Raw genomic sequence first — 19,916 nt, 5'->3', positions numbered from 1 at the left:
TCACGGTACTTAACGGTGACACAATTCGGACGCGGGGTGGAGCAGCTTGGTAGCTCGTCGGGCTCATAACCCGAAGGTCGTCGGTTCAAATCCGGCCCCCGCAACCAATTTCTTTCAAGGCTTTGGTCTTAAAGATACTGCGACACTAGCTCAGTTGGTAGAGCGCAACCTTGCCAAGGTTGAGGTCACGAGTTCGAACCTCGTGTGTCGCTCCAAATTTCTTTCGCTGAATACTTTCATCGAAAGAGGCAGTTCTCACGGTACTTAACGGTGACACAATTCGGACGCGGGGTGGAGCAGCTTGGTAGCTCGTCGGGCTCATAACCCGAAGGTCGTCGGTTCAAATCCGGCCCCCGCAACCAATTCTTTCTCTGACTACGTTCATCGAAAGAGACAGTTCTCACGGTACTTAACGGTGACACAATTCGGACGCGGGGTGGAGCAGCTTGGTAGCTCGTCGGGCTCATAACCCGAAGGTCGTCGGTTCAAATCCGGCCCCCGCAACCAATTTCTTTCAAGGCTCTAGTCTTAAAGATACTGCGATACAAAATCCAGCTAGTAGAAACCTTATTAAGGTCAGATAACAAGCTCAGATGATGTGCATTGCTATAAACTTCTTATCTGATTCCATAAAAACACAGTTAAAACACACAGTTATTGTAAGTGTGGCTTGGTTGGTCTTTTTTTAATGGAAAGTTGCACAAATAAAATCTGTGCTCTACAGTTAGTTGTGGCTTGTTTAGACAAGCATCCTACGGCTTGACAGCCTCTAGTCCTAGAAAACTCTAATAACACCCTCCAAGCATAAACTAGTAACAGGCTTCATTTAAAGCATTAACAGAGTTATCCACAAATTCAGTGGTGTGGATAAGTTAGTGGGTAAAGCTTGCGTAGACGGTAATTTGATGAAGGCAACAAAGATCTTTTTACTTCAAACTTGGCTTGCATATTTAGTGAAATTAACTGTAACCTATTGAATATCAATCAATTGTTGATTATTTTTACCCTGTTGCACTGATCTTTTAGTTGAATTGATGAAGAGTTTTGTTGATCTTTCTCAATGTTTCAGTTTGTGATTAACATTTCTTTCTTTATAAAATTCTTTATCGCGCTTCGTTGTTTTCCACATCTCTATTTTGTGTCGGAAATCCCACAATATGTGTTGTGAGGTGGGGAGTTTTATGCGTCTCGGGGTAATCCCTTCTGCACGATGCGAATCAGTCTTTGTTGCTTTGAGCGGGTGCGATTGAGGTTGTCAGTGCTTGATGCCTGAGCTTCTTGCATGTTAATGGTTTGTTCATTGAGTGACCACTCAATGTGTTCATCTAGCAAACTGTGCTCACCACGCCTACCTTGTAGTGCATTAACGACTTGTTCGGAATAAGGAGCATTACCTAGCGCGATGGCAATATTGCGTAGCCACTGTAGGTGGCCAATACGGCGAATCGCTGAGCCTTCCATCCGTTTTAGAAATTGCTCTTCTGTCCATTGAAATAAGTCGATGAGCTTCGCTGAAGCGAATATATCTCGGCGATGAAAATCTGGCTCGGTGGTGATTTCTGCTTGCCGGTTCCATGGACAAACGAGCTGGCAGTCGTCGCAGCCATAAATGCGATTGCCCATCGCTTTACGAAATTCGATAGGGATAATGCCATCGAACTCGATAGTTAAGTAGGAGATGCAGCGCCGAGCATCGACAACGCCTTCAGATATGATGGCTTGAGTTGGACATGAGGTCATACATGCGGTGCATTTTCCACATTCGTTTTTACTCGGTGTGTCGACGGGTAGTGGCAAATCAATCAATAGCTCGCCTAAAAAAAACCAAGATCCAGCTTCCTTGTCCAATATTAGGGAATGCTTGCCTGTCCAGCCTAGTCCCGCTTTTTGTGCTAAGGGACGCTCAAGCACTGGAGCGGAATCAACAAATGGACGATAGCCAAATACGCCCACTTCTTGCTCTATTCTTTGCGCCAGTTTTTTCAGTTGATTACGAACAATCTTGTGGTAATCGCGGCCGAGTGCATAGCGGCTAATGTAGCCTTCTTCTGTGTTGGATAGGTTGGAAGCAAATTTCGCCTCTGGTGGGAGATAGTCAATTCGCGCGCTGATGGCTCGCACAGTGCCAGGTAGAAGCTCGTGAGGTCGAGCTCTCATCATCCCGTGTCGTGCCATCCAATCCATATCACCATGATAACCCGCATCTAGCCAACGCTGGAGCGCTGGTTCATGTTCACTCAGATCTACATCAGTAATCCCCACCTTTTGGAAGCCAAGCTCTGAAGCCCAAAGCTTAATATTGTCAGCCAGAGTTTGGTAATCCATGGTGTGTTTCTCGGGAATCTAAGGGGGGCGGATCTTACCGGATCTTTCGCTGTGAATCTAGTTAACGTGATGAATGTTTGCGCAGTTCGTAACGCGATAGTGACAAAAGCGGCGTTAGTTGAGATAATTTTCCCTCAGCTAACACAACATATCTTGTTTCACCGAACTGTCCCAGTTTATTATTTTTGATCCTTGTTAGCTCACGACTAACGGAATAATTAGAGAACGTATTAATGAATACCATACAATTGGCCCTTGGAAACGAGCAGGCGACGATCAATGCTGGTGCGGCAATTGCAAAGCTGTGTGTGCAGCAAACCTCAATTTACCTTCATGGAGATTTAGGAGCTGGTAAAACCACTTTTAGCCGTGGCTTCATTCGTGCGTTGGGCCATTCGGGAAATGTGAAAAGTCCAACCTATACGATCGTTGAACCTTATGAACTTGATAATAAAAACATCTATCATTTTGACTTGTATCGTTTATCCGATCCTGAAGAATTGGAGTTTATGGGAATTCGGGACTATCTAACACCGGATTCAATATGCTTGGTTGAGTGGCCAGAGAAAGGACATGGGCTGCTGCCCGGTGCGGATCTTGATATCACTTTGGAATACAAGGGTGAAGAGCGAACATTGTTCATTCAAGCCAACAATGATTATGGACGTTCACTGCTGGACAAGTTGGAGTTAAGTTGATTGCAAAATTACGACGGGGCGCCATTCTTTGTTTGACGCTAGCGCTTTGGGCGGTCCCCGGTTTAGTGTGGGCCAATTCGCTAGAGGCTATTCGCGTTTGGCCGTCCCCCGATGAAACACGTGTGGTGCTCGATCTGAAATCAGATTTAGATTACAGCTATTTTATGCTAAGTAATCCAAGTCGCTTGGTTGTTGATCTAAAAAAGACCCGTTTACAAACCAAGCTACCGATAAAAGTCGGTAATAGCGCGGTCTTGAGTAAAATTCGCAAAAGCTCTCCTCCTACTAAGTCCACCTATCGCTTGGTGTTTGAACTAAAGAAAAAACTTAAGGCTAAGTTGTTTGAGCTACCACCTGCACCACTGGGTCCGCATAAACATCGTCTAGTTATAGACTTGCCTCATTCACAGTCAGCGCAGGCCGCCCCATCGACTCGTAGCAGAAAAGGGGTCAAAACGGATGCGCCAAAGGCGAGCGGCAACAAAGAAATTGTTGTGGCAATCGATCCAGGACATGGCGGTGAAGACCCTGGATCGATAGGCCCTACTGGTAAATACGAAAAAACGGTGACGCTCGCGATTGCCAAAAAGATTGCACATGATATGGATGCAATTCCCGGTATTAGAGCGGTGCTAACTCGGACTGGCGATTATTATGTCGGCTTGAATAAACGTACCGAAATTGCACGTCACGACAAAGCGTATATTTTGGTGTCTATTCATGCTGATGCGTTTATGACGCCGCAGCCAAGAGGCGCGTCTGTCTTTGTGCTCAATACGCGCCGTGCGAACACTGAAATCGCTCGGTGGGTTGAAAATAGTGAAGCGCAATCAGAGCTTTTAGGGGGGGCTGGGCAAGTCTTGGCGAAAAACTCTGACGACAAAAATGTTAGCCAAACCCTGCTTGACCTGCAATTTAGCCACTCGCAAAACGAAGGGTATAAATTAGCGTCGGATATTCTGAAGCAGCTTGCCCCTGTGGCACGTTTACACAGAAGCAAACCTGTGTACGCGAGTCTAGCGGTACTCAAGTCGCCAGATATCCCCTCTGTATTGGTAGAAACGGGCTTTATTTCCAATCCGATAGAAGAGCGCTTGTTATTTCAACCAAGTCATCAAAATAATATTGCCCGCGCGATCACTGAAGCTGTCGTTAAATATTTTGAGGTTGAACCGCCGCCGGGAACTTTGTTTGCTCAGCGCTTAAAATCGCAATCTTATAAGGTGAAACGAGGTGATTCATTGTCTCGAGTTGCGCAAAAAATGGGTACGTCGGTGAGCGCTTTGGTAAAGGCAAACAACTTGAAGCGAACATCGCTATATGTTGGCCAAGTGCTTAAAGTACCAAGCCGGAGTACGCCAAATATTGCCCCGCGCAAAGTGAGCGATTTTGAAACCAAAATCGTCACCCATGTGGTTCAACGGGGTGATTATTTAGGGCGTATAGCGGACAAGTATAAAGTGAGCGTGGCGCAAATTAAGAAGGAAAATTCACTGCGTTCGAATACTTTATTTGTCGGGCAGAAGTTGAATATTTCAGTGAGCCTGAGGGATCTTCCGCTGCGAAAGTATAAAGTTCGCAGAGGGGAATACTTGGGTAAGATTGCGAGTCGGTACGGCGTGTCTGTGAGCAGTCTTCGCCGTGTCAACAAGTTGACGACAAACGAGCTGGCTATTGGTCAGGTTCTTATCATTCCTCACAAGTAAAGTAACGGTTTATGACGATTAAAATCTTACCTGCAAGACTGGCCAACCAAATAGCGGCTGGCGAGGTGGTCGAGCGCCCCGCTTCGGTCGTGAAAGAGCTAGTTGAAAACAGCCTAGATGCCGGAGCGACGAAGATTGAAGTCGATATCGAACTCGGGGGAGCAAAGCTGATTCGCGTGCGCGATGACGGCAAAGGCATCGATAAAGAACAACTTGGCTTGGCGCTGAGTCGTCATGCCACTTCTAAAATACATTCATTAGATGATTTAGATGCGATTGTTAGCTTAGGCTTTCGTGGTGAGGCTCTGGCGAGTATTAGCTCGGTATCTCGCTTAACCTTGACGTCGCGCCCTGTTAATCAAGAGCAAGCTTGGTCTGCCCAGTGCGAAGGCCGCGACATGGAAGTGAAACTGCAACCTGCCGCTCATCCAGTTGGCAGTACGGTGGAAGTGGCGGATCTATTTTTTAACACGCCAGCACGTCGTAAGTTTTTACGCACTGAAAAGACAGAGTTCCAGCATATTGACGAGTTTTTAAAACGTATAGCTTTAAGTCGGTTCGATGTGTCCATTTTCTTACGCCACAACGGTAAAGTGGTCCGCCAGTATCGTAAAGCCAGTAATACTCAGCAAACGGAAAAGCGCCTTGCTGCGGTCTGCGGCAGCGCCTTTGTTCGCTCAATGCTGCATATTCAGTTGGCTCATCAAGATCTGAAACTGACGGGGTGGATTACTTCACCTGAAGGCGCTAGGCAACAGAGTGACTTACAATACTGCTATGTGAATGGCCGCGTGGTGAAGGACAAACTAATCAATCATGCGATTCGTCAAAGTTACGAAACCACGCTAAGGGCTGACCAATACGCCACCTACGTACTGTTTATTGACGTTGACCCTCATCAAGTCGACGTTAATGTGCACCCAGCTAAACATGAAGTGAGATTTCATCAAGCTCGCTTAATCCACGATTTTATCTATCAGGCTTTAAGTGATGCATTAGCACAAAGCATTGATCTTCCCGTGCCGACTTCCAGCGCTAAAGCTGAGGTTGTTAGCCGGACGCTACCGAATGAATCTGAATCGCGCCCACCTACACCTGACCGGGAGCGGTTTCCGTCGGTAGGTGAGTCTATCGCTAAGAGTTCTCAAGGTGACTATCGCTCTACTGGGTTGCAGGATCTGCCAGAATCTCGTCATTCCAAAGCTCAGGTTCAAACTCAAGGTCCGTGGGAGGGTCATGCGCCACGCCAAGGAAGCTCGTCTTCCTTACCTAAAAAACAACCCTCTGTGTCTCGCCAAGAGAGGCAGGTATATGGTCAATTACTGGCAACAGAACAGCCGCCTGTTGAATCTGTGGTTCAAGAGGTCTCACCGTCTTATTCTTCCTCATTGAATAAGGTGGTGGATGCCGACAGTATTAAGGAACTTGGCAGTGCGATTGCGATTGTGGATAAGAATCACTTACTCATGAGCGATAAGCGTCAAGTGCTACTCGTATCGCTACCTCGAGTTGAGTGGTTGAATAATTTTCGCCGCTTAGATACGAGCAAAGGTGGATTGGTGGCACAACCGCTGTTGGTGCCATTGGCATTAAACGTATCGTCTAAAACGCTCGTAATCATAGAGCAATGTCAGCCGAACTTTTCGCCACTAGGAATAGAGCTCAAAGTGCGTAACCGCTCCACTGTCTTAGTGATGGCCGTACCTCAGCCGCTTCGGCAGCAAAATTTGCAGAAACTTATCCCTGAGTTATTGGTCTATATGCAAAGCTTGCTTGAGCAAAGTGATGCGATCGTTCAAAGTAAACTGAGCGAGTGGCTCTCTGTGCAGACTTCACCTCCGTTGGATGATTACACCTTGTCTCAGGCAATTCAGTTAATTGCGGAATTTGAGCAGTTGTGGCAAGGTGCTCTGCCTTTGCATGATCCACTTTTAGTGCAAGAAGTGGACTTTAGCCATACCCTCACAGCTCTCCAGCGTGGGTAAAAAAACGGTGCTTACAACGAGTGTTGATCACTTGTAATGGTAACTACCGCTCAACATTGAAAGATAAACAGGCCGAATAGCGATGAACAAAGAACTCCCGTTAGCTTTATTTTTAATGGGGCCGACCGCCTCAGGGAAAACTGACTTGGCTATTCGCCTCTGTCAGCAGTTTCCTGTGGAAATTATCAGCGTCGACTCGGCGTTGATTTATCAAGGAATGGACATAGGGACGGCGAAACCTACCGCCGATGAATTGGCACTGGCTCCCCATCGACTCATTGATATCCTAGATCCAAAAGAAGCATATTCTGCTGCTGACTTTCGCGCGGATGCTCTGCGTGCAATGAATGACATTGTATCGAAAGGTAAAATCCCCTTATTGGTTGGTGGGACGATGTTATACTTTAAGGCTTTGTTAGAAGGCTTATCGCCACTACCCGCGGCCGATCCAGAAATACGTCAAGATATTGAACAGCAAGCCAATGAATTTGGCTGGCAAGCGTTGCATCAACAATTACAACAGATTGATCCTGTGGCTGCTGAACGTATTCACCCTAACGATCCTCAGCGCTTATCGCGTGCACTTGAGGTGTATAAGATCTCCGGTAAGACGATGACTGAACTAACAGAGACGAAAGGGGACTCGCTGCCGTTTCGGGTTAAGCAGTTTGCTATCGCACCTCAAGAACGCAGTGAGCTACATCGTCGCATTGAATTGAGATTTCAAATGATGTTGGATGCTGGTTTTGAACAGGAAGTACAAGCGTTATATCAGCGTGATGACCTCCACCCTGACTTACCTTCTATCCGCTGTGTTGGCTATCGCCAAATGTGGGATTACTTAGCAGGGAAGGACTCGTTGGATGAAGCCGTATTTAAGGGAGTGTGCGCCACTAGGCAGTTGGCTAAGCGCCAATTGACTTGGTTAAGAAGTTGGAAAGACTTAACTTGGCTCGACAGTAACGATCCAAAAACAGCATTTGAAACACTGGTAAATGCGGTAGCATCCGACTGAATTAACTGTGTATAATGTGATCACTTTAGTGTGAATTGACCTCGTGAGAGAGGTGTTACTTGATATTTGCGGTTTTTGACTGCATAACAAGTAATATTGGGGTTATATTATTCGTTTAGCTTGGCGCCAAGGCGGTACCTCACTTAACGTGCACTACTAGCTAAATAATTACAACAAAATACAAATAAGGAAAAGATAAAATGGCTAAGGGGCAATCTTTACAAGACCCATTTTTGAATGCATTACGCCGTGAACGTATTCCGGTGTCTATCTATCTTGTAAATGGAATTAAGCTACAGGGACAAATAGAGTCTTTCGATCAATTTGTGATCTTATTGAAAAATACCGTTAATCAAATGGTTTATAAGCATGCTATCTCGACTGTGGTTCCGGCTCGTGCGGTGAATCATCACACAGCAGAGCGTGCGGCATCAGATCGTCCAGAAAAAGCAGAGGATTAATCCTCTGCCTCCAACTAAATTCGTATATTTAAGGAGTCGATCGCTTGTTTGACCGTTACGAAGCCGGTGAGCGAGCCGTACTTGTTCATATCAATTTTACGCAAACAGGTGAGTGGGAAGATCTAAAAGAGATTGAAATGTTAGTTTCGTCTTCAGGCGCTTCAGCATTGCAAGTTGTGACTGGTAGTCGCCAGTCTCCCCACCCCAAATATTATGTCGGAGAAGGTAAAGCAGAAGAGATTGCACAAGTTGTGCAGCTTGTCGAAGCCGATGTCGTGATTTTCAATCACTCCCTTTCTCCTGCTCAAGAGCGTAATCTCGAAAAACTTTGTCAATGCCGAGTGCTAGACCGAACTGGATTGATCTTAGATATCTTTGCTCAGCGAGCTCGTACGCACGAAGGTAAATTACAAGTTGAACTCGCACAATTGCGTCACATCTCCACGCGTTTGATCCGTGGCTGGACTCACCTAGAAAGACAAAAAGGTGGGATTGGTTTACGTGGTCCTGGAGAAACCCAACTGGAGACTGACCGCCGCTTACTACGAGATCGCATCAAAGCTATTTTGCGTCGCCTCGATAAAGTGGCGAAACAGCGTGAACAAGGTCGCCGGGCGCGAAATCGCGCGGAGATCCCTACGATCTCGCTCGTGGGTTACACCAACGCAGGTAAATCTACCCTCTTTAACCAGATTACTCGGGCCGGTGTTTACGCCGCTGATCAGCTGTTTGCCACACTCGATCCAACGCTTAGAAAGATTGAACTTGATGATATTGGGCCGGCTATTTTGGCTGATACTGTTGGGTTTATTCGTCATCTACCGCATGATTTGGTTGCCGCGTTTAAGGCGACGCTTCAAGAAACTCAAGAAGCGGACATTCTCCTGCACGTTGTCGATGCCAGTGACGAGCGTTTCCGAGAGAATATTCATGCGGTCGATGTTGTTTTGGCGGAAATAGATGCCGATGAAGTTCCTTCACTATTGGTGATGAACAAAATCGACAGCATGCCAGATCAGAGACCGAGAATAGAGCGTGATGAGGAAGGTCTGCCACGGGTAGTGTGGGTATCAGCAATGGATGGCGTGGGTATGGATTTGCTGTTTACGGCATTGTCTGAACGTTTGGCGCGCCAGCTTGTGCACTATCAATTGTGCATTCCGCCTCAGTATCAAGGGCGGATTCGTAGTACTTTCTTTCAATTTAACTGTATTCAGAGTGAAGAGTATGACCAAGATGGCAACTTGCTGATCGATATTCGAATGCAACAAGTCGATTGGTTTAAACTAGAGAAAAGAGAAGAGGCAGTTTTACGTGACTTTATAGTTACTTAAAGGACTGCTAGAGTATAACGTCATACCTAATGATGGAGCTTTCTAATGGCGTGGAATGAGCCTGGTAATAATAATGACGATAACGGCCGCGATAAGGACCCTTGGGGGAACAAAAATAATCGCGGTGGTCGTAATCAAGGACCGCCTGATTTAGACGAAGTGTTTAATAAACTAAGTCAAAAGCTGAGTGGTAAATTTGGTGGCAAAAATGGCAAAGGTGTACCATCAGGTGCAGGCGGAAAAATCGGTATTGGTCTGATTCTTCTAGCGGCCTTAGTTGTTTGGGCCTTTTTCGGAATCTACACCGTTGGTGAAGCGCAGAGAGCGGTTGTCTTGCAGCTAGGCAAGTTTGATCACATTGAAGGCCCCGGCCTGAATTGGCGTCCGCCGTTTATTGACAGCTATACCTTAGTGAATGTGCAGTCTATTCGCTCATTGCGAGCGTCTGGCACTATGTTGACTAAAGATGAAAATGTTGTAACTGTGTCAATGGATGTTCAATATCGAGTGTCGGATCCGTTTAAGTATTTGTATCGAGTGACGAACGCAGACGATAGCTTGCGTCAGGCGATGGATTCTGCCCTGCGCGCCGTTATTGGTGACTCTTTGATGGACAGCATCTTGACAGATGGTCGTCAACAAATTCGTCAAAGCACTCGAGAAACGCTAGAGCGCATCATCGATAGATATGACATGGGCATTCAGATTGTTGCTGTCAACTTTGAAGATGCAAGGCCACCAGAGCAAGTAAAAGCTGCGTTCGATGATGCAACCGCATCTCGAGAAGACGAACAGCGTTATGTAAGAGAAGCAGAAGCTTACAGCAACGATGTGCTGCCGAAAGCTGCGGGTCGTGCTGAACGTATTAAGAAAGAAGCGCAAGGTTACTCTGAACGTATTGTGAATCAAGCAGAAGGTAAAGTTGCTCAGTTTGACGAGCTATTACCTGAGTATAAAGCGGCACCAAAAGTAACCCGTGAACGTTTGTACCTAGATACGATGGAAACTGTGTACGCCAACACTTCTAAGGTATTGATTGATTCTAAATCTAGTGGCAATTTGCTTTATCTACCGATTGATAAACTGAAATCGGAGGCGAGTCATGCTCAAGGTAAAGGCAAATCTGGCGACAACTCAACTTATGCGCCAATTCAAGTGGAGTCGAAGACCAGTACCCATAGTAGTACGCCTTCTTCCCGCGCAACGGATTCACGTCAAGGGAGATACCAATAATGCGTAAACTAATGATACCTCTGTTGGTAGTAGTTCTGGTGCTATTCTTGATGTCGGTGTTTGTTGTGCCAGAAGGTGAGCGTGGTATCGTGATCCGCTTTGGCCGAATACTGAAAGACAACAATGAGATTGCCCGAATTTACCAGCCTGGGCTGCACTTTAAACTGCCGCTGTTTGACCGAGTGAAGAGACTTGATGCTCGAATTCAAACGATGGATGGTCGCTCTGATCGCTTTGTAACGGCAGAGAAAAAAGACATCATTATTGATTCGTACATAAAATGGCGTATCAAGGATATGGGCAAGTTTTACTTGGCGACAGGTGGCGGTAACGTCCTAACCGCTGAATCTCTTTTAAGCCGAAAAGTGACCGATATTCTACGTTCACAAATTGGTTCGCGTGACATCAAGCAGATCGTTTCGGGTCCACGTAATGAAGCTATTGCGTTGAATCCGGATAGTGAAGCGCTGTCGAATGAAGCAGCCAAGCAAGCTCTAGAAGTCGAAGGGCAGCGTGACGTGATAATGCAGAACGTGCTTGATGGAACTCAAATAAGTGCGATGAAAGATTTGGGTATTAGCGTGATTGATTTCCGTATCAAGAAAATCAATTTGCCAGATAGTATCAGTAAATCTATCTATGATCGTATGCGAGCAGAGCGTGAAACGGTAGCGCGTAAGCACAGAGCGCAGGGTCGTGAAAAAGCAGAAGTGATTCGCGCCCAAGCCGAGCTAGAGGTCGCTACGATTCTTGCTAAAGCGGATAAAGACTCTCGTACCATTCGTGGTAAAGCGGACGCGAAAGCTGCTGAAATTTATGCGAAAGCGTATAAGAAGGCACCTGAGTTCTATTCGTTCATTCGTTCTTTGAATGCTTACAAGCAGTCGTTCGATAATAAGAGTGATATTTTAGTGTTGGATCCGAATTCGGCCTTTTTCCAATACATGAATAATCCAAGAGGCGATGCTGCGAAAAAGTAAGTCGCGCATAGCTAATATGAAAAGGCTCCTGTTTAGGAGCCTTTGTCTTTTATAGGGGAAAGAAAATGATGGACTCGCTCTGGTTAGCCTTTGGCTTGGTGTTAATTGCTGAAGGCTTAGGTCCTTTACTGGCACCGAATGGTTGGCGGCGTATGGTGGCGCAGCTAAGCCAGCAACCCGATCAAAACCTGCGCCGAATTGGGGGCTGCTTAGTGGTTGCGGGCATGGTGATTAGCTACGTGTTTCTACATACTCAGTAATGAGGTGGCGGTGTTTCTTCCGATTCGTCAGCCATCGGTGAGCTGTCGATGGTTTTAATCTTTCCGACCAAGAATTGCATCTGTGTTTGCATTTTGCTGATCAATAATTGTTGTTCGCTTAGCGCGTTGTTGAGGCTATCGATGGTTTGCTCTTGAAACGCGAGTTGGCATTCCAAATCATTAATTCGGCCTTCCAATAAAGTTTGCTTGTTATCAGTCATAATCGTCGAGTTTCCACGCTTGTGCGATGCCAGCTGAAGTGCCAGATATCACTCTATGCTTATTATCAAAGGCGACATCATACACTACGGCTCGAGGTGGGCGCGTATCTTTTTTCGGCATGGCCTCAAAGCCATCGAGCTTATTTCCTGTTGCGGTTTGCCAGACTACGATTCGACTGGAGGGGGCACCTGTCACGAGCACTTTCCCATCATCAGAGAAGCGCGCGCTAGAAAAAATAAGTTGTCTTGAGAAACTATGTAGATTCGATACTTCTTTGCCGGTAGTGAGATCCCATATAATGGCTTGGTTACCACTGTCTGAGGTGAAAGCGTATTTTCCGTCTCGTTGTAGCGCGACGCGTACGATACGTTGGTCGTGGTCAAACTGACGAACCACATGACCTGTAGCTGTACTCCATAAGTAGGCTTTATGGTCATTACCTCCTGATAAAGCATATTGGCCATTTGGAGACAGGGCGACCGTTGTGACTTTATCTCGGTGGGCGAGGAACTCAAGGCGTCTGCCGGTCGTGAGGTTGATATAGATGGCTTTGCCGTTGCTTAGTCCCAAGAGAACCTGCTGGCCATCGCTGGAGATATCAATATCGACAATCAAGCCATCAGAGACTGACCATAATCCTCGAGCCTGACCCCAGCCTAGATCCCACACAGCGAAGTTGGTTTGGGTAGCTGTAACCGCAAAGCGAGCGCTATCGGATATTTTTATCGTAGAGACGGTATTGGCATCTGGATCTTGTGCGCCTAAATCTGCCAGCTTTTTGTTGTTATCGAGATCCCACAACACCAATTGCTGCCGTTGTGAGTAAATTAGGGCAAAACGAGCGTCACGACTAAGCGCGAAACTTGTGGTTCCATCGGGATCTAGAACCCATCTTTGGTCGTCATGACTGGAGAAAAAGCATCCATTTAACAGAATGATGACACTAAATAGGGAAATTGAATGAAAAATGGTTTTCATTATGGCTAAATGTCCATTTGCGGTAGCACCATTGCAACACCTATAGCATATATTGGTACAAGTACCCAGTGCACTCCAGTCTTTACAACAGTTTTGTGCACGTTAACAAATGGTTAGACCACTAACTTGGAGAATTCAATGAAATCAATCTTTAAAGTGTCGCTACTCGCGGCAACCGTAGTGTTAGCCGTTGGCTGCCAAAAAGAAGAATCGAAGACGGCGAGCAAAGCAGCTGCACCGGCTACCGAGCAAAGCCAAGCGGCGACTGCGTCAAAGAGCACGCCAGCGCAATTCAAGTCAGAAGATGACAAAGCGGCGTACGCGATTGGTGTGTCTTTCGCGAACTATCTAGGTGAAAGCATTGAGAAGCCGAACCAAATGGGCATCAAGCTGACTAAAGATGAAGTGCTGAAAGGCATTGAAGACGCGTTTGCTGGTAAAGCGAAACTAAACCAAGAAGAAACGCGTACTGCGCTAGAGTCTTTGGATAAGCGCGTTACAGTGAAAATGCAAGAAAAAGCGAAAGCATCAGCGGAGTCTAACCTTAAAGCGGGTGAAGAGTTTCAAGCTAAGTTCGCTAAAGAAAAAGGCGTAACTAAGACGGCTTCTGGTCTTTTGTACAAAGTGATCACTGAAGGTAAAGGTGCTAAGCCTGTTGCGACTGACATCGTAGAAGTTAACTACACAGGTAAGCTTATCGATGGCACTAAATTTGACAGCTCTTACGATCGCGGTAAGCCAGTAAGCTTCCCTTTGGATAAAGTGATTCCTGGTTGGACTGAAGGTCTACAATTGATGCCTGCAGGTTCTAAATTTGAGTTTGTTATCCCAGCGAAGTTAGCTTACGGCCCACAAGCAACTGGGCACATTCCTGCCAATTCAACCTTGGTATTTGATGTTGAACTTATCAAAGTTGGTAAGCAGGCAGCAGCTAAAGGCGTGAAAACGACCAAATAATATCATCAAGTTATTGGTGTAATAATAAGGCCTGACATTGTCAGGCCTTATTTCGTTTTGTTGCAGCAAATCTTAGCTATACGTCACTCACTGTTGATTAAATAGGTCAATCGGCTCAAATTTTCTGATAAAATCGCGCGAAATTTTTGAGTCTCTTTGAGGTGGATACACGTGACGACAACAGATACTGTTACCCAAGACATGTTAATGGAAATGGATTCCGTAAATGTGATGGCTTTCAGCGAGAGCGATAAGGTGATTTTGCGATCTTATGAAGCTGTCGTCGATGGTATCGCCAGTTTAATTGGCCCTTTCTGTGAGATAGTGCTGCACTCGCTGGAAAACTTGAATACCTCAGCGGTTAAGATTGCCAACGGCGAGAACACCGGTCGCCAAGTAGGGTCACCGATCACTGATTTAGCGTTAAAAATGCTGCAGGATATTGAGGGTTCTGAGCGTAATTTTTCCCGTTCGTATTTTACCCGTGCTAAGGGCGGCGTGTTGATGAAATCAATCACGATTGCGATTCGCAATGGAGATGATCGGGTGATTGGACTGTTGTGTATTAACGTTAACCTCGATGCGCCATTTAGCCAAATATTGCAAGCTTTCCTTCCCGATCAAGACAGCAAGCAGGCTGCGTCTTCGGTGAATTTTGCCAGTGACGTCGAAGAGCTGGTGGATAAAACGGTGGAACGTACCATCGAAGAAATCAACGCCAACAAGTCGGTATCGAATAATACTAAGAATCGCCAGATAGTTATGGAGCTATTCGACAAAGGCATTTTTGATATTAAAGATGCGATTAACCGGGTTGCGGATCGATTGAATATCTCTAAACATACGGTGTACTTGTATATCAGGCAAAGAAAAGTAGAGGATGAGACCAGTTGAATCAAAAGTTAACTTATACGCTTCTTGTGACAGGCTCGCTTTATGGTTCGCAATCGGCGCGTAATGCATACATGTTTGCCAAAGAGTTGCTGACCCAGGGTCATCAGTTGGTGAGCGTGTTCTTTTATCAAGACGGTGTTTTGAATGCTAGCGCTTACAGCGTTCCTGCCAATGATGAGTTTGATTTAGTCTCTGCGTGGCGCCAGCTGGAAAAAGACCACGCTGTTCGGCTGGAAACCTGTGTGTCGGCTGCGTTGCGTCGAGGTGTGGTGAGTGAAGCCGAATCTGAACAGCATAAGCTTGATGGGCAGAATTTTTCTGCTCAGTTTTCTCAAGTGGGCTTGGGAAGTTTAGCCGAAGCCATGTTGACGCAAGACCGAGTGGTGGAATTTTGAAAAAAAAATTAGCGTTTGTATTTAAATCGTTGCCGCACTCGGATGCATCAGGTCGTGAAGGGCTTGATGCGCTATTGGCTGCGTCGGCATATACCGAAGACTTGGCGGTGTTTTTTCTTGCTGATGGCGTGAATCAGTTGCGAAACTCTCAGTCACCAACACAGATTTTATGCCGAGATTATATCGCGACATTCAAGTTGCTGGAGCTGTACGATATTGAGCAGGTGTACGTGTGTGGGCAGAGTCTAGCACAGTGGGGTCTTAGCAATGAAAACTTGCTCATTGACACGCAAGTCGTCAATTCAGAGAAACTCACGGAGTTGCTCTCTCAATGTCAGACCATTTTGACTTTCTAGGAGCGGAACGTGCTACATATTATTAGATCATTAGAAGCGATTGCGACCGCGCTGGCGTATAGCTCAGAGAAGGACGATATTTTGCTCGTTGAGAGCGCCGTGTATGCTTCAATTGCACAGCATGCTCTGGTCGAAGTATTGCGTGCTCACCGTGGTGTGGTATATGCACTTCAGGCAGACTTAGAAGCTCGTGGTTTATCCAAACTGCTGGATAATGAGGTAACGCTGGTCAGTTTTACAGGTTTTGTTGAATTAACAACAAGTAACGAGGCTTCGGTGACTTGGTGAACCCCTTTTTTTACGCGATTTGGGTAGTTTTAACCTGCTGGTGACGAAAAAGATCTGTATATTTCTTGACACACATCCCCGCTCTGAATAGAATTTTGCGTCCCTATTTGTACATAACGTACGTAGGGTAGATTTTTCATCAAGCTTACTTTCAAGTAAATCAGGAGCTAGTTAATGGCAACTATTAACCAGTTGGTACGTAAGCCTCGTGCAAAGCAAGTTGTTAAAAGCAACGTGCCTGCACTAGAAGCGTGCCCGCAAAAACGTGGTGTATGTACTCGTGTTTACACGACTACACCTAAAAAACCTAACTCAGCACTTCGTAAGGTTTGCCGTGTTCGTCTAACGAACGGCTTTGAAGTGACTTCGTACATTGGTGGTGAAGGCCACAACCTACAAGAGCACAGTGTTGTTCTTATCCGTGGCGGTCGTGTAAAAGATCTTCCGGGTGTACGTTACCACACAGTTCGCGGCGCACTTGACTGTGCTGGCGTAAACGACCGTAAACAAGGTCGTTCTAAGTATGGTGTGAAACGTCCTAAGTCTTAATGCGTCTTTTTTTAAAAGAAAGCGTTAAGTAAGGCCAAACACTATTTTATTTATTATTTTTTGATAAAACTGAAAAGTTTTGGATAAAACCTGAAGAAGACAACGGAGAATATCCATGCCACGTCGTCGCGTTATAGGCCAGCGTAAGATCCTTCCAGATCCTAAGTTCAAATCTGAACTGCTGGCAAAATTCGTTAACATCCTTATGGTTGACGGAAAAAAATCTACTGCAGAGAAAATTGTTTACACTGCATTAGAAACAATGGCTGAGAAATCTGGTAAAGATCACTTAGCTGTATTTGAAGAAGCTCTTGAAAATGTTCGCCCATCGGTAGAAGTTAAATCTCGCCGTGTAGGTGGTTCAACTTACCAAGTACCTGTAGAAGTTCGTCCGGTTCGCCGTAACGCTCTTGCTATGCGTTGGGTAGTTGAAGCTGCGCGTAAGCGTGGTGAAAAATCTATGGCTCAACGCCTAGCTGCTGAAATGCTAGACGCGTCTGAGAACAAAGGTACTGCGGTTAAGAAACGTGAAGACGTTCACCGCATGGCTGATGCTAACAAAGCATTCGCACATTACCGCTGGTAATACCTTTATGGTGCTGCGAGGCCTTCTCGCAGCACTCTTTATTTTCTATCCGACCTTTAACTGAAATAGAAAATAGGGTTTATTCATATTTCAGAATCTCTTTTTTGAAACATCAATAGTCCCTAGAAGAGGATACAATTGTGGCTCGCAAAACTCCTATTGAGCGCTACCGTAATATCGGCATCGTCGCACACGTAGATGCAGGCAAAACCACCACCAGTGAACGTATTCTGTTTTACACCGGCCTGTCTCATAAAATCGGCGAAGTTCACGATGGTGCAGCAACCATGGACTGGATGGAGCAAGAGCAAGAGCGTGGTATCACAATCACTTCTGCTGCGACGACCACATTCTGGCGTGGTATGGAAGCGCAATTCCAAGACCATCGCATCAACATCATTGATACTCCGGGACACGTTGACTTTACGATTGAAGTAGAGCGTTCGCTGCGAGTTCTAGATGGCGCGGTTGTAGTTTTCTGTGGTTCTTCCGGTGTTGAACCTCAATCTGAAACCGTTTGGCGTCAAGCTGATAAATATTCAGTACCACGTATGGTCTTCGTCAATAAGATGGACCGAACGGGTGCTGATTTTTTGCGTGTTGTAGAACAAATTAAAGATCGCTTAGGGGCGAACCCAGTACCAATTCAATTGAACATCGGTACGGAAGATGACTTCAATGGTGTAGTTGACCTGATCAAGATGAAAGCCATCAACTGGAATGAAGCTGATCAAGGTATGACCTTTACCTATGAAGAGATTCCAGCAGACATGCAAGAACTTGCTGCAGAATGGCGTACAAACCTTGTTGAAGCCGCTGCGGAAGCAAGCGAAGAGTTGATGGACAAGTACCTTGAAGACGGTGAATTAACTGAATCCGAAATCAAGCAAGCACTACGTACTCGTACTCTTAACAATGAAATTGTATTAGCTACCTGTGGCAGTGCGTTTAAAAACAAAGGCGTTCAAGCGGTATTAGATGCCGTGGTTGAATACCTTCCTTCTCCAATTGATGTGCCTGCTATTCAGGGTGTAGATGAAAGCGAGACTGAAGTTGAGCGTCATGCTGATGATAACGAACCGTTTTCAGCACTAGCATTTAAAATTGCGACCGACCCATTTGTAGGGACGTTGACCTTTATGCGAGTCTACTCTGGTGTTGTGAATTCAGGCGATTCCGTCTACAACTCCGTAAAGCAGAAAAAAGAGCGATTCGGTCGTATTGTACAAATGCATTCGAATAAGCGTGAAGAAGTAAAAGAGATTCGCGCGGGTGACATTGCTGCCGCTATCGGCCTGAAGGATGTCACGACAGGCGATACTCTGTGTGACCAGAACCATAAGGTTATTCTAGAGCGCATGGAATTCCCTGAACCGGTTATTCAGATTGCTGTTGAACCTCGCTCTCAAGCAGATCAAGAAAAAATGGGTATCGCGCTGGGTAAACTAGCAGCGGAAGACCCGTCCTTCCGAGTCGAAACAGACGATGAAACTGGTCAAACCTTGATTTCTGGTATGGGTGAACTTCACTTAGATATCATCGTTGACCGAATGAAGCGCGAATTCAGTGTTGACTGCAATGTAGGTAAGCCACAAGTTGCTTACCGTGAAACCATTCGTGGCAGCGCAGAAGTGGAAGGCAAGTTTGTTCGTCAATCAGGTGGACGTGGTCAATATGGTCATGTTTGGCTGAAAATTGAACCTGCGGAAGTGGGGGAAGGTTTTGTATTCGTCGATGAAATCGTTGGCGGTGCAGTTCCAAAAGAATACATTAGCTCAGTGTCGAAAGGCGTTGAAGAGCAGATGAACAATGGTGTGCTCGCTGGTTATCCTGTATTGGATATCAAAGCAACCTTGTTTGACGGTTCTTACCACGACGTTGACTCCAATGAAATGGCGTTTAAGATCGCTGGCTCAATGGCATTCAGAAAAGGTACTCAAGAAGCGCAACCTGTACTTCTTGAACCGATGATGAAAGTTGAAGTAACCACTCCAGAAGATTGGATGGGGGATGTTGTTGGTGATCTAAACCGTCGCCGCGGCATGATCGAAGGTATGGATGATGGCACTGCTGGCCTTAAAATTGTCCGTGCTCAAGTACCGCTATCCGTAATGTTTGGTTACGCGACCGATTTACGTTCTGCAACTCAAGGCCGAGCGTCATACTCAATGGAGTTTTCCGAGTATGCAGAAGTGCCGAAAAATGTTGCAGATGCAATCATTGCCGAACGTAGATAAAACAGTTTTGTGCTGGCGACTAGTAAAGATATGAATTTTTGCTAGTTGAACACGTACAAATATTGCGCTGGCGTGAGTTGGCGCATAGAATAGCAAATTCTGGCGCGTCTCGGTCATTTTGATCGTGGCGAATCATAACTAGAAAGGAACACGATCGTGTCTAAAGAAAAATTTGAACGTACGAAACCGCACGTAAACGTTGGTACTATCGGCCACGTTGACCACGGTAAAACAACTCTAACTGCTGCAATCTGTACTACTTTGTCAAAAGTATACGGCGGTGAAGCGAAAGATTTCGCATCAATCGATAACGCTCCAGAAGAGCGTGAGCGCGGTATCACAATCGCTACATCTCACGTAGAGTACGATACTCCAGCTCGTCACTACGCACACGTAGACTGTCCAGGACACGCGGATTATGTTAAGAACATGATCACAGGTGCTGCACAGATGGAGA

General features: G+C 45.9%; 21 protein-coding genes and 4 tRNA genes. 22 read left to right on the top strand and 3 right to left on the bottom strand.

Annotation, left to right across the window (positions count from 1 at the left end; genetic code table 11):
• Positions 1–30: 30 nt before the first annotated feature.
• The 4 genes from L4C34_RS20045 to L4C34_RS20030 all read left to right on the top strand — a co-directional run bounded on the left by L4C34_RS20045 (position 31) and on the right by L4C34_RS20030 (position 507).
• Positions 31–107, top strand: a tRNA-Met gene (locus L4C34_RS20045).
• A gap of 32 nt (positions 108–139) precedes the next feature.
• A tRNA-Gly gene (locus L4C34_RS20040) sits at positions 140–215 on the top strand.
• A 70-nt stretch (positions 216–285) separates the two neighbouring features.
• Positions 286–362 (top strand) — tRNA-Met (locus L4C34_RS20035).
• A 68-nt stretch (positions 363–430) separates the two neighbouring features.
• A tRNA-Met gene (locus L4C34_RS20030) sits at positions 431–507 on the top strand.
• A 672-nt stretch (positions 508–1,179) separates the two neighbouring features.
• Here the strand turns inward: L4C34_RS20030 and queG are convergent.
• A complete protein-coding gene (gene queG / locus L4C34_RS20025) occupies positions 1,180–2,325 on the bottom strand; it encodes a tRNA epoxyqueuosine(34) reductase QueG (RefSeq protein ID WP_428791075.1) in 1,146 nt (381 codons plus the stop codon).
• 233 nt (positions 2,326–2,558) lie between these two features.
• Between queG and tsaE the strand changes: the two genes are divergently transcribed.
• From tsaE to L4C34_RS19980, 9 genes are all read left to right on the top strand, one after another.
• A complete protein-coding gene (gene tsaE, locus L4C34_RS20020; RefSeq protein ID WP_428791074.1) occupies positions 2,559–3,023 on the top strand; it encodes a tRNA (adenosine(37)-N6)-threonylcarbamoyltransferase complex ATPase subunit type 1 TsaE in 465 nt (154 codons plus the stop codon).
• A complete protein-coding gene (locus L4C34_RS20015) occupies positions 3,020–4,729 on the top strand; it encodes a LysM peptidoglycan-binding domain-containing protein (RefSeq protein WP_428791073.1) in 1,710 nt (569 codons plus the stop codon). The genes tsaE and L4C34_RS20015 overlap by 4 nt, the downstream gene beginning before the upstream one ends.
• 11 nt (positions 4,730–4,740) lie before the next feature.
• Positions 4,741–6,714, top strand: a complete 1,974-nt coding sequence (gene mutL, locus L4C34_RS20010; protein WP_428791072.1) for a DNA mismatch repair endonuclease MutL — start codon at positions 4,741–4,743, stop codon at positions 6,712–6,714.
• Positions 6,715–6,796: 82 nt separating this feature from the next.
• A complete protein-coding gene (gene miaA / locus L4C34_RS20005) occupies positions 6,797–7,729 on the top strand; it encodes a tRNA (adenosine(37)-N6)-dimethylallyltransferase MiaA (protein ID WP_428791071.1) in 933 nt (310 codons plus the stop codon).
• 200 nt (positions 7,730–7,929) lie between these two features.
• The gene (gene hfq / locus L4C34_RS20000) at positions 7,930–8,190 is read left to right on the top strand and encodes an RNA chaperone Hfq (protein WP_428791070.1); all 261 of its coding nucleotides are present in this window, start codon (positions 7,930–7,932) and stop codon (positions 8,188–8,190) included.
• A gap of 44 nt (positions 8,191–8,234) precedes the next feature.
• Positions 8,235–9,524, top strand: coding sequence for a ribosome rescue GTPase HflX (gene hflX, locus L4C34_RS19995; protein WP_428791069.1), 1,290 nt, complete (start codon positions 8,235–8,237; stop codon positions 9,522–9,524).
• Between the two features lie 45 nt (positions 9,525–9,569).
• Positions 9,570–10,757, top strand: a complete 1,188-nt coding sequence (hflK, locus tag L4C34_RS19990; RefSeq protein WP_428791068.1) for an FtsH protease activity modulator HflK — start codon at positions 9,570–9,572, stop codon at positions 10,755–10,757.
• Positions 10,757–11,737: a protease modulator HflC gene (gene hflC, locus L4C34_RS19985; protein WP_428791067.1), complete on the top strand. Its 981-nt coding sequence runs from the start codon at positions 10,757–10,759 to the stop codon at positions 11,735–11,737. The genes hflK and hflC overlap by 1 nt, the downstream gene beginning before the upstream one ends.
• 65 nt (positions 11,738–11,802) lie before the next feature.
• Positions 11,803–11,997: a DUF2065 domain-containing protein gene (locus tag L4C34_RS19980; RefSeq protein ID WP_428791066.1), complete on the top strand. Its 195-nt coding sequence runs from the start codon at positions 11,803–11,805 to the stop codon at positions 11,995–11,997.
• Here L4C34_RS19980 and L4C34_RS19975 read toward each other — a convergent pair.
• Together L4C34_RS19975 and L4C34_RS19970 are read right to left on the bottom strand one after the other, a co-directional pair.
• Positions 11,991–12,218, bottom strand: coding sequence for a SlyX family protein (locus L4C34_RS19975; RefSeq protein WP_428791065.1), 228 nt, complete (start codon positions 12,216–12,218; stop codon positions 11,991–11,993). The two genes, L4C34_RS19980 and L4C34_RS19975, sit on opposite strands and share 7 nt — an antisense overlap.
• Positions 12,211–13,197: a WD40 repeat domain-containing protein gene (locus L4C34_RS19970; protein WP_428791064.1), complete on the bottom strand. Its 987-nt coding sequence runs from the start codon at positions 13,195–13,197 to the stop codon at positions 12,211–12,213. The genes L4C34_RS19975 and L4C34_RS19970 overlap by 8 nt, the downstream gene beginning before the upstream one ends.
• Before the next feature lie 138 nt (positions 13,198–13,335).
• On the opposite strand from L4C34_RS19970, the gene fkpA reads away from it, so the two are divergent.
• The 9 genes from fkpA to L4C34_RS19925 form a co-directional block, all read left to right on the top strand.
• Positions 13,336–14,154: an FKBP-type peptidyl-prolyl cis-trans isomerase gene (gene fkpA, locus L4C34_RS19965; RefSeq protein ID WP_428791063.1), complete on the top strand. Its 819-nt coding sequence runs from the start codon at positions 13,336–13,338 to the stop codon at positions 14,152–14,154.
• Between the two features lie 171 nt (positions 14,155–14,325).
• Positions 14,326–15,048 (top strand): helix-turn-helix transcriptional regulator, encoded by a 723-nt coding sequence (locus tag L4C34_RS19960; protein WP_428791062.1) that lies wholly within the window; start codon positions 14,326–14,328, stop codon positions 15,046–15,048.
• Positions 15,045–15,443 (top strand): sulfurtransferase complex subunit TusD, encoded by a 399-nt coding sequence (tusD, locus tag L4C34_RS19955; protein ID WP_428791061.1) that lies wholly within the window; start codon positions 15,045–15,047, stop codon positions 15,441–15,443. The genes L4C34_RS19960 and tusD overlap by 4 nt, the downstream gene beginning before the upstream one ends.
• Positions 15,440–15,799 carry a sulfurtransferase complex subunit TusC gene (gene tusC / locus L4C34_RS19950; protein WP_428791060.1) on the top strand — a complete coding sequence of 120 codons (360 nt, stop codon included), beginning with the start codon at positions 15,440–15,442 and terminating at the stop codon, positions 15,797–15,799. The genes tusD and tusC overlap by 4 nt, the downstream gene beginning before the upstream one ends.
• 9 nt (positions 15,800–15,808) lie before the next feature.
• On the top strand, positions 15,809–16,087 hold the full coding sequence (gene tusB / locus L4C34_RS19945) for a sulfurtransferase complex subunit TusB (RefSeq protein ID WP_428791059.1): 279 nt from the start codon (positions 15,809–15,811) through the stop codon (positions 16,085–16,087).
• A 174-nt stretch (positions 16,088–16,261) separates the two neighbouring features.
• On the top strand, positions 16,262–16,636 hold the full coding sequence (rpsL, locus tag L4C34_RS19940; RefSeq protein ID WP_004399892.1) for a 30S ribosomal protein S12: 375 nt from the start codon (positions 16,262–16,264) through the stop codon (positions 16,634–16,636).
• Between the two features lie 115 nt (positions 16,637–16,751).
• Positions 16,752–17,222, top strand: coding sequence for a 30S ribosomal protein S7 (rpsG, locus tag L4C34_RS19935; protein WP_102471084.1), 471 nt, complete (start codon positions 16,752–16,754; stop codon positions 17,220–17,222).
• Between the two features lie 140 nt (positions 17,223–17,362).
• A complete protein-coding gene (gene fusA / locus L4C34_RS19930) occupies positions 17,363–19,459 on the top strand; it encodes an elongation factor G (RefSeq protein WP_428791058.1) in 2,097 nt (698 codons plus the stop codon).
• Between the two features lie 156 nt (positions 19,460–19,615).
• Positions 19,616–19,916, top strand: a 301-nt coding sequence (locus tag L4C34_RS19925) for a GTP-binding protein (RefSeq protein ID WP_428791057.1), incomplete at its 3' end; no start/stop codon positions are given.

Source organism: Vibrio profundum (genome assembly GCF_050337555.1).
Taxonomy (GTDB): Bacteria; Pseudomonadota; Gammaproteobacteria; order Enterobacterales; family Vibrionaceae; genus Vibrio; species Vibrio profundum.
Note: the sequence above shows the minus strand (reverse complement) of the source record. Positions and strands in the feature narration are given on the sequence as shown.

Coding starts and splice junctions, on each gene's coding strand:
- queG (WP_428791075.1), bottom strand. CDS start 2,325: ATGGATTACCAAACTCTGGCTGACAATATTAAGCTTTGGGCTTCAGAG.
- tsaE (WP_428791074.1), top strand. CDS start 2,559: ATGAATACCATACAATTGGCCCTTGGAAACGAGCAGGCGACGATCAAT.
- mutL (WP_428791072.1), top strand. CDS start 4,741: ATGACGATTAAAATCTTACCTGCAAGACTGGCCAACCAAATAGCGGCT.
- miaA (WP_428791071.1), top strand. CDS start 6,797: ATGAACAAAGAACTCCCGTTAGCTTTATTTTTAATGGGGCCGACCGCC.
- hfq (WP_428791070.1), top strand. CDS start 7,930: ATGGCTAAGGGGCAATCTTTACAAGACCCATTTTTGAATGCATTACGC.
- hflK (WP_428791068.1), top strand. CDS start 9,570: ATGGCGTGGAATGAGCCTGGTAATAATAATGACGATAACGGCCGCGAT.
- hflC (WP_428791067.1), top strand. CDS start 10,757: ATGCGTAAACTAATGATACCTCTGTTGGTAGTAGTTCTGGTGCTATTC.
- L4C34_RS19980 (WP_428791066.1), top strand. CDS start 11,803: ATGATGGACTCGCTCTGGTTAGCCTTTGGCTTGGTGTTAATTGCTGAA.
- L4C34_RS19975 (WP_428791065.1), bottom strand. CDS start 12,218: ATGACTGATAACAAGCAAACTTTATTGGAAGGCCGAATTAATGATTTG.
- L4C34_RS19970 (WP_428791064.1), bottom strand. CDS start 13,197: ATGAAAACCATTTTTCATTCAATTTCCCTATTTAGTGTCATCATTCTG.
- fkpA (WP_428791063.1), top strand. CDS start 13,336: ATGAAATCAATCTTTAAAGTGTCGCTACTCGCGGCAACCGTAGTGTTA.
- rpsL (WP_004399892.1), top strand. CDS start 16,262: ATGGCAACTATTAACCAGTTGGTACGTAAGCCTCGTGCAAAGCAAGTT.
- rpsG (WP_102471084.1), top strand. CDS start 16,752: ATGCCACGTCGTCGCGTTATAGGCCAGCGTAAGATCCTTCCAGATCCT.